Genomic DNA, 14874 nt, shown 5'->3' on the forward strand with positions numbered 1-14874 from the left:
TGCAATCTATCTATTTGGGAAAAGGTTAATTTAAAAAGAAGGTCATCAAAACTTAAAGATACCATATTCGGCATATAAAAGGAAGATTGGAGGCAGACGGAGTTATTCACAATGTTTCAATCGTTCGTCCTATATTTTAACTTATCCACATGTGAATAACAATATAAGGGATCTTGAATCCGCACGGTTTTTGGAAAGAGGGGCGTCTGAAGAATAGTGCGCAAAAATAAATCAGCCTCCTGCAGCAGCCGGGGAATTACACCGGGGCGCGGGCAGCGGGGCTGAACACAGCTCAAGAATGCAAAAAAGGGCAAAAAAAGAGGTTGGGACAAAAGGTTTCCGGCTAACAAAGAAGCTCTGTTATACACGGCTGATGATTGCAGCTAGCAGTCGTTCGCTTTCCGCGGGGCGGGCGGTGAGCCTCCTCGCCGCTTTGCGCCTGCGGGGTCTCACCTGTCCCGCTGCTCCCGCAGGAGTCTCACGCCTTCTGCTTCAATCAACAGGGTTTAAAAAATCAATAACATACTTTAACATAGCGAATAAAAAAAACCGAACTATTATTTGAAACTCTGGTATAGAGCTTCGCAATAGTTCGGTTTTTTCATGTTTTTTTCAAAAGAAATATTCGGCTTAAGGACCACAATTTTAGTTATGTCCCAGCCTCGATTACCGTTTTGGTGCGATCACAATGTGCCGCCTCGGCTCTTCCCCTGCCGAATAGGTCACTACTTTTTTGTTTCGTGCCAGTGCGGCATGGATGATCTTTCTCTCAGAAGAAGGCATCGGCTCGAGAGCTACCTCCCTGGATGAAGCCAGTGCCTGTCCCGCAAGCTTGTTGGCGAGCTGGACAAGAATTTCTTCACGGCGCTGCCGATAGGCTTCTGCATCCACTGTTACATGGAAATATTGAGACGAATGCCGGTTTGCGACGAGCTGGGCTAAATACTGAAGCGAATTCAGCGTCTGTCCTCTCTTGCCGATAAGAAGGGCGATGTCCTCTCCTTCAATCAAAAAGGTTAAATTTCTTCCTTTTTGGATCTTTTCAACCGAAGCCTTTACACCCATTTGTTCAATTACTTGAATTAAATAGGCATGGGCTTCCTCTCCAGGCTTCTCGTTTACCTTCTTCAGAACCGGAGGCATCTCCGGCTCTTCGGCAGAAGGCTCAGGCAGCGGAATATCCGCTTCCAGTGAAGGCTCAGGCGTTTTCATAACCGCCTTTATAAGGGCTTCTCTTTTTCCGAATCCCAAGAAACCTTTTTTTGGTTCAGTGATTACTTCTATGTTTATCTCTTCTCTTGAAGCCTGAAGCTTTAAAAGTGCGGTTTGAACTGCTTCTTCAACGGTTGAACCTGCAGCCGTTACCTCTCTCACTTCTTGGCTCCCGCTTTTTGAGGAGATTTTTGAGTATTTGCTTTTAAATCAGGTCCTTTAATAAGGAGAGACTGACAGATCATGAAGATATTTCCGACTACCCAGTACAGGGAAAGAGCTGCCGGGAACGAAATAGCGAAAATCACGATCATAATCGGCATGAGCCAAACCATCATAGCCATCTGAGGGTTTTGATTTTCTGTTCCGGCCATCATAATCTTTTGCTGAATGAACGTTGTAATCCCTGCAACGATCGGCAAAATGTAGAATGGATCTTTATCCCCGAGGTCAAACCAGAGGAACGCATGCTCCTTAATGGCTTCTGTTCTCATAATCGCATGATAGAAACCAATCAGGATCGGCATTTGAACAATCAGCGGGAAACACCCTGCAAGAGGATTGACTCCGTGCTTCTGGAACAGGGCCATTGTTTCCTGCTGAAGCTTCTGCTGGGTCTGCTGATCTTTTGAGCTGTATTTCTCGCGAAGCAGCTTCATTTCAGGCTGAAGGGCCTGCATCGCTTTTGAGCTTCTTGTCTGTTTGATCATCAGTGGAAGGATCGCAAAACGGATTAAAATCGTGACGACAATAATCGCCAGTCCGTAGTTCGCTGTGCTGGCACCGCCGCCAAAAAGCTCAGCAAAATAAGTAATGACTGAAGATAGAGGGTAAACAATGTACTGATTCCAAAACCCTGTACTTTTATCCGTAATCGGCTGATTGACTTGCGTACAGCCGGATAAGAGGGTTAAAAGACCAACTAATGCAAGAATTAACCAAGTGCGCCTCTTCAAACTTTGTCCTCCTAACAGCATGTCTATTTTTAAAGTAAAGAACGTACATCATAATTGGCTGAACCGGCTTGAGTTTGCAGCGGTTCAAAAATATTTTACCATCTTTTATTTATGATTTGTTTTTTCTTTTCAAACGTTTCTTGACATCATTTTTCCCCATTTTTCTTCTTTGCCAGAAGCCTGGCTTTTTTAAACAGGTGAAATAGACTGTTCCGCACTTCCTCGTAATTTAATTCGGCCGCCGGTTTCCTGGCGATGACAATATAGTCCTTTCCTGCAGAAAGGAATTCCTTCTCTTCCAAAAAGATTTGCTTCACTAGGCGCTTAACCCGGTTTCTCGTTACAGCGTTTCCGATCTTTTTGCTGACTGACAATCCCAGTCTGAACTCTTTTTCTTCTTCTCTATGAAGCGTATAAATCACAAATTGCCGGTTCGCAATCGATTTGCCTTTTTTGAATACCTGCTGGAAATCTTCGTTTCTTTTGATCCGGTTCTTCTTTTTCATGCTGATTCCACTCCGCTTTTATTGCTCTTTACGTGCTGTTTTTCTTTGCTTCCCCTTAAAGGTTAGCCAACTTTCCCAGCATTTAACTTCGTTTTTAATGAAAAAAAAACCACTGACGTGTTCAGTGGCTTATGCGGATAATACTTTTCTTCCTTTACGGCGGCGAGCAGCCAGAACTTTACGTCCATTTTTAGAGCTCATGCGCGCACGGAAGCCGTGTACTTTGCTGTGTTTGCGTTTATTTGGTTGATAAGTACGTTTCATTATATGCACCTCCCTGAGGAATAGCTGTTAAAGACAGTCCTTATAAGTATAGAGACCTTACCCTGTAAATGTCAATAGTCAAAAAAAATGACGGCCGGGATCCACGTTTGTCATGTGCCTGTCCATTTGCTCCCTCTCACATGAAATTTTACCGCACTAGCCTGCGAAACCTTAAACATGCTTTAAGAAAACAAAAAATCAATTCCTGTGTCCGCACTTAACCGTCTTGCTGGATTGTGGACAACTTTTTCGCCGTTTTTTTCTTATCCACACCCTTTATCGACATGTTTTTCACAAATTCCAGTATTGTGGACAATTTTTTTCGACATGATGTTTCTTCTGTGGATAAGTTTTAGACCCCATTGCAACAATTGGTTTATTTTGATATTATATTTGTGTTTTCACTCTTGATAACGATTTGCCGGAGTTTTATTTATCCACAAACTGTGGATAACGTGTGGAAAGATGCTAACATCGTGTTTGCAAGCTTGTCCACAGCCTGGGGGATTTTGTCGAAAACCTGTTTTTCTACTATATTATATCGTTATCAACAATTCAATACGGATGCATAAATATTCAAAGGGTGCCGGAGTGGCTGTACAACTTCTGTACAAGCCCGCCAGTATGCCTATTTTTTTCGTGAACGAAAATAAATAAAAGATAGATAGAGAAACTGGGAGAAGGAGGGAGAGAGCAGCTTATGGAAAATATTTCGGATTTATGGACAAAAGCGCTGGGAGAGATTGAAAAGAAAATCAGCAAACCCAGTTACGATACGTGGCTAAAATCAACTAAAGCCCATGCTCTGCAGGGGGACACCCTTACCATTACAGCGCCGAATGAATTTGCAAGAGACTGGCTTGAGAGCCGCTATCTGCATCTAATTGCGAATATCATCTATGATTTGACCGGAGAAGAACTGGCCGTCAAATTTATTATTCCGCTGAATCAGGATGAAGAAGATTTTATTCCTAAAACTCCTGCGAAGCCTCCTGCAAAGGATGAAGAGGATCAGATTGAAATTCCGCAGAACATGCTGAATCCAAAGTACACCTTTGACACGTTCGTCATCGGATCAGGCAACCGGTTTGCCCATGCAGCATCGCTTGCAGTAGCCGAAGCGCCGGCTAAGGCCTATAACCCGCTATTCATTTACGGGGGAGTAGGACTCGGCAAAACCCACTTAATGCATGCCATCGGCCATTATGTGATTGATCATAATCCGTCTGCGAAGGTTGTGTATCTATCTTCAGAAAAGTTTACCAATGAATTTATTAATTCCATTCGGGATAATAAAGCCGTCGATTTCCGCAATAAATATCGAAGCGTGGATGTTCTTCTGATAGATGATATTCAGTTCCTGGCCGGCAAAGAACAGACCCAGGAAGAATTCTTCCATACATTCAACACGCTTCATGAGGAAAGCAAGCAGATTGTCATTTCCAGTGACCGGCCGCCTAAAGAAATTCCAACGCTTGAAGACCGGCTGAGAAGCCGCTTTGAATGGGGATTGATCACCGATATTACACCGCCGGATCTTGAGACAAGGATTGCGATTTTAAGGAAGAAGGCAAAAGCGGAAGGACTTGATATTCCGAATGAGGTGATGCTTTACATAGCTAACCAAATCGATTCCAACATTCGGGAACTTGAAGGAGCACTAATCCGTGTTGTCGCTTATTCATCTCTTATTAATAAAGACATCAATGCCGATCTTGCTGCTGAAGCACTGAAAGATATTATTCCTAGTTCTAAGCCAAGAATGGTTACCATACTGGATATTCAGAAAACCGTCGGCCAGCATTATCAAGTGCGCCTGGAAGACTTTAAAGCAAAAAAACGGACAAAATCCGTTGCTTTCCCAAGACAAATTGCGATGTATCTCTCAAGAGAAATGACCGATTCATCGCTTCCTAAAATTGGGGAAGAATTTGGAGGCCGCGATCACACGACCGTCATCCATGCCCACGAAAAAATCAGCAAAATGCTGCAGGTAGACGATCAGCTGCAGCGCCAGGTGAAAGAAATCAGAGAATCCCTAAAAAATTAAACCGTGAATAATGTGCATAACTATCGGTCATTCATACACAGTCTATCCACATGTTGATAGACTGTGTTTCCTTGTTTTTCTGAAGTTATCCACATAATCACAGGCCCTACTAGTACTTCTACTAGTTTTTAAAACATTATTTAATAGATTACGACGTTAGAACAGGAGGGAATTGAATGAAATTTGTCATTCAAAAAGATAAACTTGCCCAAAGCGTACAGGACGTAATGAAAGCCGTATCTTCAAGAACAACGATTCCAATTCTTACGGGAATTAAAATCGTCGCCAACAGTGAAGGTGTCACCTTAACGGGAAGCGACTCCGATATTTCAATTGAATCGTTTATTCCCACTGAAGAAAAAGGAAAAATTAATGTCGAAATTCAAGAACCGGGCAGCATTGTGCTGCAGGCCCGTTTTTTCAGTGAGATTGTTAAAAAGCTTCCTAAAGACACAGTCGAGATGGAAGTTCAGAATCACTTTTCAACGATTATCCGTTCTGGAAAAGCTGAATTTAACTTAAACGGACTGGATGCACAGGAATATCCTCACCTTCCGAATATTGAAGAAGAGAATGTGTTCCGGCTCCCGACCGATCTATTAAAAACATTAATCCGTCAAACCGGATTTGCCGTTTCCACATCTGAAACAAGACCGATTTTGACAGGAGTCAACTGGCGTCTTGAAAATGGCGAGCTGACTTGCATCGCAACGGACAGCCATCGTCTTGCCCTTAGAAAGACAAGCATTGATGCAGGCCACGAGGGTAAATACAATGTCGTGATTCCCGGAAAGAGCTTATCTGAATTAAGCAAAATCCTTGATGATTCCAATGATCTGACTGAGATGGTCTTTACAGATAATCAGGTTTTGTTTAAATCGAAAAATATTTTGTTCTTCTCAAGACTGCTAGACGGAAACTATCCGGATACTTCCCGTCTAATTCCGGATGAAAGCAAAACCGATGTACTCGTGCAAACGAAAGAATTTCTTCAGTCGATTGACCGCGCTTCATTGCTTGCAAAAGAAGGACGCAATAATGTGGTTAAACTATCTACTTTGGAAGAAGGAATGCTGGAAATTTCCTCAAACTCTCCAGAAATCGGGAAAGTCATTGAAGAAGTCCAGACTCAGGAAATTACAGGGGAAGAATTAAAAATTTCTTTCAGTGCAAAATATATGATGGATGCACTAAAAGCGCTCGACAGCAATGAAATTAAAGTCAGCTTCACCGGAGCGATGAGACCGTTTTTGATTCGCACGCCTGAAGACGATACCATTCTGCAGCTGATCCTGCCTGTAAGAACATACTGATTCAAACCACCTTCGGCTGGCATCATTGCCAGCCTTTTTATTGTACTCGTGGAAAGGACAGTGTTCGTTTTAGAGAAAAGAACCAGCCGCCCTCTGTTGTAGAACAGAATACAGCGGTCTTTTCTTTTTATGGAGAAATAGGTAAAATAGAGGGTACGCCGAAATGCAGCGATCAGATTTTGAATGATTGGGAGGTAAAGACATGAGCGATAAGCAGCACATTCAAATTGATACGGAATTTATTACATTGGGACAATTCCTGAAGCTTGCGGAGGTCATTCAGTCCGGCGGGATGGTGAAATGGTTTTTAAGCGAGCACGAGGTGTTTGTAAACGGGGAGCCGGAAAACCGACGCGGGAAAAAGCTTAGAGATCAGGATACCGTTGATGTTCCGGATATGGGTTCATTTGTTGTCATCCGTACACATGAATAGAGCAAAGTTGGTGGGAAGATGCACATACAGGAACTGAAATTAACGAATTACCGCAATTACCCGTCCCTGACGGTTTCTTTTGAAAACAAAGTGAACGTTATTATCGGGGAAAACGCCCAGGGCAAAACAAACATGATGGAAGCAATTTATGTACTGGCCATGGCAAAATCCCACCGTACCTCCAATGATAAAGATCTTATCCGCTGGGATGAAGAATATGCTAAAATAGAAGGACGGGTCGCCAAGACCGGCGGATCCATTCCCATGCAGCTTGTCCTTTCGAAAAAAGGGAAAACGGCGAAAATCAACCATCTGGAACAGCGGAAGCTCAGCCAGTATATTGGGGCAGTCAATGTTATTATGTTCGCTCCCGAAGATCTGAACCTCGTAAAGGGAAGCCCCCAGGTGAGGAGAAGATTTATCGATATGGAGATCGGACAGGTTTCGGCTGTCTATTTGCATGATTTAAGCCACTATCAGAAAATCCTTCAGCAGCGGAACCACTACTTAAAACAGCTGCAAACAAGGAAACAGCATGACCGCACGATGCTTGAGGTTCTGACGCAGCAGCTGAGCGAAGCAGCTGCCAAGCTTTTTAGAAAAAGAAGACTATTTATTGATCAGCTTGAGAAATGGGCACAGCCGATTCATTCAGGCATCTCGAGAGGGCTTGAAACGCTGACGATTCAATATAAATCATCCACTGAGGTATCAGAAGACGCGGATTTGTCGAAAATGATAGAAGAATACTTGGATAAGTTTGATAAAATAAAAGAGAGAGAAATTGAGCGCGGAACAACACTCGCCGGCCCCCACAGGGATGATTTGCTTTTCTTTGTAAACGGCCGCGATGTACAAACGTTCGGATCGCAGGGGCAGCAGCGGACAACAGCTCTCTCTTTAAAACTAGCTGAAATCGAATTGATCCATGAAGAAATCGGGGAATATCCGATTTTGCTTCTGGATGATGTGCTTTCTGAGCTGGATGATTACCGGCAGTCGCATCTTTTGAACACGATTCAGGGAAAGGTGCAGACATTCGTTACGACAACGAGTGTGGAAGGGATCGACCATCAAACCCTAAAAGATGCCGCTTCCTACCGGGTATCTTCAGGAGAGCTTGATACAGACGAATCGAGGTGAGCCAGCGTGTACATCCATTTAGGAGATGACTTTGTCGTGCCATCTAAAGATGTCCTTTTTATTTTGGATTACTCTTCGTCCAAACCCTCTGAAATTGTTTCCGGGTTTTTAGAGAAACAAAAAGAGAAAATTATTCAGCTTTCAGAAGGTGATGCGAAATCGATCGTCGTGACAGAAAAACACATCTATTTTTCTCCCCTTGCATCCAGCACACTTAAAAAACGAGCGCATCTTGCGTTTGATATAGATTCCACCCGAAAAATCAGCATAATGGCACCATAAGTCGTTTTGAAAAGAGTAGGTGAACATAATTGTCCATGGAACAAAAACAAATGGAACAGCAAGCATATGATGAAAACCAGATACAGGTACTTGAAGGCCTTGAAGCCGTTCGCAAACGGCCGGGAATGTATATCGGTTCCACCAGCGCCAAAGGTTTGCACCATTTAGTCTGGGAAATTGTAGATAACAGTATTGATGAAGCCCTTGCCGGTTTTTGCGATGAGATTCATGTCATGATCGAAGAAGACAACAGCATTACCGTAACGGATAACGGGCGGGGGATTCCGGTCGGAATTCACGAGAAAATGGGCCGTCCTGCTGTCGAAGTCATTATGACGGTTCTGCATGCAGGAGGGAAATTCGGCGGCGGGGGCTACAAAGTTTCCGGCGGTCTTCACGGAGTGGGAGCGTCCGTTGTAAATGCTCTTTCTACGCTGCTGGAAGTAAAAGTGCACCGTGACGGGAAAATTCATCACCAGAAGTTTGAGCGCGGTGTTCCTCAGGGTGATCTTGAAGTGATCGGTGAAACGGACAAAACAGGAACGGTCATTCACTTTATTCCGGATCCGGAAATTTTCACTGAAACGACTGAATATGATTATGAGACACTTGCCAACCGTTTAAGAGAACTTGCTTTCCTGAACCGCGGCATTAATATCATCATTGAAGATAAGCGTGAAAACAAACGCAAAAATGAATACCATTATGAGGGCGGAATTAAATCGTATGTCGAGCATTTAAACCGCACAAAAGAAGTGATTCATGAAGAGCCTGTTTATCTCGAAGGAGAAAAAGACGGCATCACAATCGAAATTGCCCTTCAGTACAATGAAGGCTACACAAGCAGCATTTATTCTTTTGCGAACAATATTCATACGTATGAAGGCGGTACACATGAGGCTGGTTTCAAGACAGCCCTGACCCGTGTCATAAATGATTATGCCCGCAAACAAAATGTCTTTAAGGATAGCGATGCGAACCTGAGCGGAGAAGACGTCCGGGAAGGAATCACTGCAATCGTCAGCATCAAGCATCCGGACCCTCAGTTTGAAGGACAAACAAAGACGAAGCTTGGAAATTCAGAGGCACGTACCGTTACGGATTCCCTTTTTGACCAGGGGTTTGAAACGTTCCTTCTTGAAAATCCGCAGGTAGCGAAGAAAATTGTGGAAAAAGGGATGATGGCTGCGCGGGCAAGAATGGCAGCGAAGAAAGCGAGAGAGCTGACAAGACGCAAAAGCGCGCTGGAAATCTCGAATCTGCCGGGTAAACTCGCAGACTGCTCTTCGAAAGATCCATCCATCAGCGAATTGTACGTCGTTGAGGGAGACTCTGCGGGAGGCTCAGCGAAGCAGGGACGAAGCCGTCATTTCCAGGCCATCCTGCCTCTCCGCGGTAAAATTATCAATGTGGAAAAAGCGCGTCTTGATAAAATTCTATCTAATAATGAGATCCGCACGATTATTACGGCCCTTGGCACAGGAATCGGCGAAGATTTTGATATATCAAAAGCAAGATACCATAAGATTGTCATTATGACGGATGCGGATGTCGATGGTGCGCATATCCGTACGCTGCTTTTGACCTTTTTTTACCGGTATATGCGTGAAATTATCGAGAGCGGCTACATCTACATTGCCCAGCCGCCTCTATATAAAATCCAGCAGGGCAAGCGGATTGAGTACGCTTATAATGACCGTGAGCTTGAACGGATATTAGGGGAAATCCCGCAAACACCAAAACCGGGCATCCAGCGCTACAAAGGTCTTGGGGAGATGAATCCGGAACAGCTGTGGGAAACGACTATGGATCCTGAATCCAGAACGCTTCTCCAAGTCAGCCTTCAGGATGCAATCGAAGCGGATGAAACATTTGATATCCTTATGGGTGACAAAGTAGAGCCGCGCCGGAACTTTATTGAAGAAAACGCCAGGTATGTTAAAAATCTTGATATTTAAACGAAAAGTCCGCTTGTAAGAGCGGGCTTTTTATTATGGCTATTTCCTGCTTTGAAGTGCATGTAAGAGTTTACAATCTGCAAATGGATTGGTATGATTGGGTTAACGTAAACGTTTACACGGTATTTTTTTAGTTGTTTACGTAAACGTTTACCATACGAAGGGGGAGTCTTCCATATGTTTAGAAAGCGGTCTGCGGTTCGTTTATGCCTGCTTTTCGGAATCGTGATGCTGGCTGGCTGCCAGGCTGACCAATCATCAGCTGATGGCAAGATTAAGCTAGAGCTGTTTTCCAATAAAGCGGAAAATGTCAAAACCTTTGAAGGGCTCATTGCAGAATTTGAAGAAAAGAATCCGGAAATTGATATTCAGCTGAATGCCCCTCCTGAAGCGGATACGGTCTTGAAAACGCGTCTTGTGAAAGAGGATATGCCGGATTTGCTTGCAATCGGCGGCAATGGATCTTATGGAGAATTGGCCAATGCCGGGATTTTTTATGATTTTTCCAAAACGGAGCTTCTCAAATCTGTTAAGCCTTCCTATGTGGAGATGATCAATACGCTTTCGAATGAGCAGAGCGGTACATACGGCATTCCTTACGCAACGAATGCCAATATTGTTATTTATAATAAAGCGAAATTTAAAAAATATGGATTTACAGCGCCTGAAACTTGGGATGAATTCATTAATCAGCTGAAACAGGTGAAACAAGAAGGAGATGTCCCGATTTACTTTACGCTTAAAGATGCGTGGACAGGGATGATTCCTTGGAACTCTGTGGCAGGAAATCTGCAGGGCGAAAACTTTGCCGAGAAAAGACGCGACGGGGAAGCAAGCTTTGCAGACAATTATTCAGAGGTTGCAGAAAAAATGCTGACCCTGCTGAAATACGGGCATAAAAACAATTATGGATACGGCTATGCGGATGGAAACAAAGCGTTTGCCAACGGAGACGGAGTCTTTTATCTCCAGGGAAACTGGGCCATTCCCGAGCTTCAGAAAATGAATCCGGAAATCGAGCTCGGCGTATTCCCCCTCCCTGTCACCAACCAGCCTGAAAAGAACAACATGGTATCAGGTGTCGATGTCCTCCTGACCATGAACAAGGACATCCAGCATCCGGAAGAAGCGAAGAAATTTTTATCCTTTATGCTGGAAAAAGAGCAATCCAAGCGGTATATCGATGAACAAAAAGCGTTCTCCGCACTGAAGGATGTCATTCAGGAAGATCCCGTTATGGATGGGATCCAGGAAGCCTTTAAAAATGAGCGCCTGACAGGATTTCCGGATCATTCCTATCCAAGGGCAATGAGAGCCGAAGGAATCATTCAGGAATTTCTCATTAATAAAAACAAAGAAATCTTTTTGCGCAAAATGGACCGGGAGTGGGATAAAGTCCAAAATCGCTACTAACATGGCCAGAATAGGGGGACCAGAGGATGAAAAAAAGACAACGGGCTTTTATGCTCATGACGATTCCGGCACTGATTCTGTTTTTCATTTTCCATACATATCCGGCGCTTCAGGGAATCTATTACAGCTTTACAAATTATAAAGGCTATGGAGAGTGGGATTTTGTCGGTTTGAAAAACTACTTTAACGTGTTTCAGGATGAACGCGCCCTTCAAGCCTACGGATTTACATTCAAATTTGCGATTATTGCGACCATTTTGGTCAATGTCTTCAGTTTAGTAATTGCGATCGGTTTGAATACGAGAATTAAGTTTTCCAAAACACTGAGAGCCGTCTATTTTTTGCCGAATATCCTCAGTATTCTAATTGTCGGTTATATTTTCAACTTCATCTTTACGTTTTTTATTCCGGATATCGCTCAGGCGCTTGGCATCAATGCGCTTGCCGAAAACATACTGGGAAAACCGGATGCTGCCTGGATTGGAATTCTTACCGTATCCGTCTGGCAGGCTGTTGCATTTAACACCATTCTTTACCTGGCGGGTCTTGTCACCATTCCTGAAGATATGTATGAAGCAGCAAGCATTGACGGAGCGGGAACGTGGAAGAAATTCTGGAACATTACCTTTCCGCTGATTGCTCCCTTTTTCACGATTAATATGGTACTCGCCATGAAAAACTTTTTAATGGTGTTTGACCATATTATCGCCATGACAGGCGGCGGTCCCGGAACATCGACCGAATCCATTTCCCTGCTGATTTTCCGGGGAGGATTTGAGGGCGGAGAATTTGCCTATCAGTCTGCTAATGCTGTGATCTATTTCTTGGTCATTGTCATTATATCTGTCGTACAGCTGCGCTATCTTCAGAGAAGAGAGGTGGAATTGTAATGAAAAAAGGCAAAACGAACTGGCTTGTTACGGCCTTGCTGATTGCAGGCTCGCTGCTTATTCTTTTTCCGCTATACCTGGCTGTGACCATTTCCTTTAAGAAACCAGACGAGATGGGCAAATCGCTTCTGGCGCTGCCGGAGCATTGGGACTTTTCAAATTATGCCCAAGCCATTGAATTGACTAATTTTTTTCAGGCAATGGGAAACAGCCTGTTTATTACCATTTTTGTCGTCGTTCTGACTCTATTAACAAACTCGATGGTTGCCTATGCAATCGCCCGGAATATGCATAAAAAGTTTTATAAATTTGTTTTCTATTATCTGGTGAGCGCGATGTTCATCCCGTTCCCGATTATCATGCTGCCGATTGTTAAGCAGACGGCACAGTGGAATCTCGATAACCTGGTTGGGCTGATTTTTCTTTATGTGGTATACGGGTTAGCCTTTAATGTCTTTTTATATGTCGGCTATATTAAATCCATCCCCGCAGAGCTTGAGGAAGCGGCCATTGTGGATGGAGCAAGTACATGGGTCGTTTTTTGGAAAGTCATATTCCCGCTGCTCATGCCGATGAATGCTACAGTCGGCATTCTGACCACTCTATGGGCCTGGAATGACTTTATGCTTCCGCTTGTCATCATCAGCGACCGGGAGCTTTCCACTCTGCCGCTCGTTCAATTTGTCTTCCAGGGCCAGTTCAGCACGGACTATAATCTGGCATTTTCATCTTATTTAATGGCGCTTGCCCCGATGATCCTCGTGTATATCATTGCCCAGAAATGGATTATCAGCGGGGTTACAAAAGGGGCCATTAAATAGGGCTGTTTTTTCGGACGGCTATCTTTCAGAAAGCATCCTGAAGAAAAATGTTCGAAAGCTGTGATCCATTTTTCATCCCTCTCCGTTTACTTAGTAAATAAAACGATAGAGGAGAGATGAAAATGAACATTCAAATGAAAATGAAACGAACATGGATGGCCGTACCGCTAAGTGTTGCTCTACTAGTGCCAGGAGCAGGTGTTGCTTCCGCTGCAGGTCATGAAGGGCATTCCATGAATCATTCCGGTAATATGAAGATGTCAGCCGAGGTTTCTAACCCTGCGATCGACCTGCGGGCTAATCTTGACGCCATTCTATCAGAGCATGCATACCTTGCAGTCGTAGCTATGCAAAAAGGCATTGATGGAAAAGAAGATTTCGATGCGGCAGCTGCTCAGCTCAATGAAAATACGGAGGCTCTATCAGCCGCAGTCGGTTCTGTTTACGGGGAAGAAGCAGGCAATGCATTCAAGGAAATCTGGGGCAGCCACATCGGCTACTTCGTAGATTATGTGAAAGCAACCGCTGCAAAAGATGAAGACGGCAAAATGCAAGCGAAGAAAGAGCTAGATGAATACCGTTCTGAACAAGCCCAATTTTTAGATAAAGCAACAGGCGGCCGCCTGAAAGCGAAAGATCTTGAAGAAGGCCTGAAAATGCATGTGAATGAACTAATTACAGCATTCGACAGCTATACAGAGAAAGACTATGATACAACCTACAGCACAGTAAGAGAATCCATTAAACACATGTATGGGGTAGGAAAAGCTCTTTCCTGGGCCATCACAGATCAGTTCCCTGACAAATTCGAGGGGAAATCTGTTGATACCCCTGCAGCCAATCTAAGAGCGGATTTAAACTATCTGTTCTCTGAGCATGCAGCTCTAGCAGCCCTGGCGATGCAAAAAGGGATTGACGGGACAGAAGATTTTGACGAGGCTGCTGCGGCCCTTAACGAAAATACAAATGATCTGTCAGCTTCTGTTGCATCCGTATACGGAAAAGAAGGCGGAGAGCAGTATAAAAAAATCTGGAACAGCCACATTGGCTACCTTGTAGACTATGTAAAAGCTACTGGTGCAAAAGATGAAAAAGCAAAAGAAATGGCGTTAAAGGAACTGGATGAGTATCGTGCAGAACAGGCAAAATTCCTGGATACAGCAACGGAAGGCCGATTGAAAGCCGCTGATCTGGAAAAAGGCTTGGAAGTGCACATTGATCAGCTGCTGAATGCTTTTAACAGCTACAATGAAAAAGATTATGATATGGCCTATGACAGCATTCATGAGGCATACAACCATATGTTCGGGGTAGGTCTTGGCGTCTCAGGTGCCATTGTAGATCAATATCCTGATAAGTTTATGGGCAAAATGCCAACGGAAATGCCGAAAACAGGAATGGGCGGAACCTCTGAAACAGGAAATTCTTCATTGATTTGGATGAGTGTGTCCGGTTTCATCCTTGCCCTTGCTGCTATCGCAACAATCGTCCGCAAAAGAAGACTGAACTAATGGAAATCGGTTTTTTAGAGAGAAGCCTCCAGTTTATAGCTGGAGGTTCTTTTTTGTGAAAAAATTTTGATCAAAAATTCACAAAGAGAGGAGTTTTTCGCCAATAGACGTGTAATATAAAG

At 43.8% G+C, this 14874-nt stretch carries 14 protein-coding genes; 10 read left to right on the forward strand and 4 right to left on the reverse strand.

Annotation, left to right across the window (positions count from 1 at the left end; genetic code table 11):
* Positions 1-666: 666 nt before the first annotated feature.
* From jag to rpmH, 4 genes are all read right to left on the reverse strand, one after another.
* Complete coding sequence (jag, locus tag CEF21_RS01545; protein ID WP_123913109.1) at positions 667-1374, reverse strand: RNA-binding cell elongation regulator Jag/EloR; 708 nt, start codon at positions 1372-1374, stop codon at positions 667-669.
* Complete coding sequence (gene spoIIIJ, locus CEF21_RS01550; RefSeq protein ID WP_123913110.1) at positions 1371-2189, reverse strand: YidC family membrane integrase SpoIIIJ; 819 nt, start codon at positions 2187-2189, stop codon at positions 1371-1373. Before spoIIIJ ends, jag begins: the two co-directional genes overlap by 4 nt.
* A 125-nt stretch (positions 2190-2314) precedes the next feature.
* Positions 2315-2674: a ribonuclease P protein component gene (gene rnpA, locus CEF21_RS01555; protein WP_123913111.1), complete on the reverse strand. Its 360-nt coding sequence runs from the start codon at positions 2672-2674 to the stop codon at positions 2315-2317.
* 129 nt (positions 2675-2803) lie between these two features.
* Positions 2804-2938, reverse strand: a complete 135-nt coding sequence (gene rpmH / locus CEF21_RS01560) for a 50S ribosomal protein L34 (RefSeq protein WP_082883743.1) — start codon at positions 2936-2938, stop codon at positions 2804-2806.
* Positions 2939-3638: 700 nt separating this feature from the next.
* On the opposite strand from rpmH, the gene dnaA reads away from it, so the two are divergent.
* The 10 genes from dnaA to CEF21_RS01610 all read left to right on the forward strand — a co-directional run bounded on the left by dnaA (position 3639) and on the right by CEF21_RS01610 (position 14752).
* Positions 3639-4988 (forward strand): chromosomal replication initiator protein DnaA, encoded by a 1350-nt coding sequence (gene dnaA, locus CEF21_RS01565; protein ID WP_123913112.1) that lies wholly within the window; start codon positions 3639-3641, stop codon positions 4986-4988.
* Between the two features lie 176 nt (positions 4989-5164).
* Positions 5165-6301 (forward strand): DNA polymerase III subunit beta, encoded by a 1137-nt coding sequence (gene dnaN / locus CEF21_RS01570; RefSeq protein ID WP_123913113.1) that lies wholly within the window; start codon positions 5165-5167, stop codon positions 6299-6301.
* A gap of 202 nt (positions 6302-6503) precedes the next feature.
* Positions 6504-6734, forward strand: a complete 231-nt coding sequence (gene yaaA, locus CEF21_RS01575; protein ID WP_123913114.1) for a S4 domain-containing protein YaaA — start codon at positions 6504-6506, stop codon at positions 6732-6734.
* Positions 6735-6752: 18 nt separating this feature from the next.
* Positions 6753-7877: a DNA replication/repair protein RecF gene (gene recF / locus CEF21_RS01580; protein WP_123913115.1), complete on the forward strand. Its 1125-nt coding sequence runs from the start codon at positions 6753-6755 to the stop codon at positions 7875-7877.
* A 6-nt stretch (positions 7878-7883) separates the two neighbouring features.
* Positions 7884-8159 (forward strand): extracellular matrix regulator RemB, encoded by a 276-nt coding sequence (remB, locus tag CEF21_RS01585; protein ID WP_123913116.1) that lies wholly within the window; start codon positions 7884-7886, stop codon positions 8157-8159.
* Between the two features lie 35 nt (positions 8160-8194).
* A complete protein-coding gene (gene gyrB, locus CEF21_RS01590) occupies positions 8195-10117 on the forward strand; it encodes a DNA topoisomerase (ATP-hydrolyzing) subunit B (protein WP_123919897.1) in 1923 nt (640 codons plus the stop codon).
* A gap of 177 nt (positions 10118-10294) precedes the next feature.
* Positions 10295-11530 carry an ABC transporter substrate-binding protein gene (locus CEF21_RS01595; RefSeq protein WP_123913117.1) on the forward strand — a complete coding sequence of 412 codons (1236 nt, stop codon included), beginning with the start codon at positions 10295-10297 and terminating at the stop codon, positions 11528-11530.
* A gap of 26 nt (positions 11531-11556) precedes the next feature.
* Positions 11557-12420, forward strand: coding sequence for a carbohydrate ABC transporter permease (locus CEF21_RS01600; RefSeq protein WP_123913118.1), 864 nt, complete (start codon positions 11557-11559; stop codon positions 12418-12420).
* Positions 12420-13241 (forward strand): carbohydrate ABC transporter permease, encoded by an 822-nt coding sequence (locus tag CEF21_RS01605; RefSeq protein WP_123913119.1) that lies wholly within the window; start codon positions 12420-12422, stop codon positions 13239-13241. The genes CEF21_RS01600 and CEF21_RS01605 overlap by 1 nt, the downstream gene beginning before the upstream one ends.
* Positions 13242-13375: 134 nt before the next feature.
* Entirely contained in the window at positions 13376-14752 is a 1377-nt protein-coding gene (locus tag CEF21_RS01610; protein WP_123919899.1) for a copper amine oxidase, read from the forward strand.
* The last annotated feature ends 122 nt before the right edge of the window (positions 14753-14874 follow it).

The sequence above is a fragment of the Bacillus sp. FJAT-42376 genome (genome assembly GCF_003816055.1).
Lineage (GTDB): Bacteria > Bacillota > Bacilli > Bacillales > Bacillaceae > Metabacillus_B.

Bases quoted from the DNA above. Each gene is read 5' to 3' on its own strand.
- dnaA (WP_123913112.1), top strand. From the start codon at position 3,639: ATGGAAAATATTTCGGATTTATGGACAAAAGCGCTGGGAGAGATTGAA.
- CEF21_RS01605 (WP_123913119.1), top strand. From the start codon at position 12,420: ATGAAAAAAGGCAAAACGAACTGGCTTGTTACGGCCTTGCTGATTGCA.
- CEF21_RS01610 (WP_123919899.1), top strand. From the start codon at position 13,376: ATGAAAATGAAACGAACATGGATGGCCGTACCGCTAAGTGTTGCTCTA.
- dnaN (WP_123913113.1), top strand. From the start codon at position 5,165: ATGAAATTTGTCATTCAAAAAGATAAACTTGCCCAAAGCGTACAGGAC.
- CEF21_RS01595 (WP_123913117.1), top strand. From the start codon at position 10,295: ATGTTTAGAAAGCGGTCTGCGGTTCGTTTATGCCTGCTTTTCGGAATC.
- rnpA (WP_123913111.1), bottom strand. From the start codon at position 2,674: ATGAAAAAGAAGAACCGGATCAAAAGAAACGAAGATTTCCAGCAGGTA.
- spoIIIJ (WP_123913110.1), bottom strand. From the start codon at position 2,189: ATGCTGTTAGGAGGACAAAGTTTGAAGAGGCGCACTTGGTTAATTCTT.
- yaaA (WP_123913114.1), top strand. From the start codon at position 6,504: ATGAGCGATAAGCAGCACATTCAAATTGATACGGAATTTATTACATTG.
- CEF21_RS01600 (WP_123913118.1), top strand. From the start codon at position 11,557: ATGAAAAAAAGACAACGGGCTTTTATGCTCATGACGATTCCGGCACTG.
- rpmH (WP_082883743.1), bottom strand. From the start codon at position 2,938: ATGAAACGTACTTATCAACCAAATAAACGCAAACACAGCAAAGTACAC.
- recF (WP_123913115.1), top strand. From the start codon at position 6,753: ATGCACATACAGGAACTGAAATTAACGAATTACCGCAATTACCCGTCC.
- gyrB (WP_123919897.1), top strand. From the start codon at position 8,195: ATGGAACAAAAACAAATGGAACAGCAAGCATATGATGAAAACCAGATA.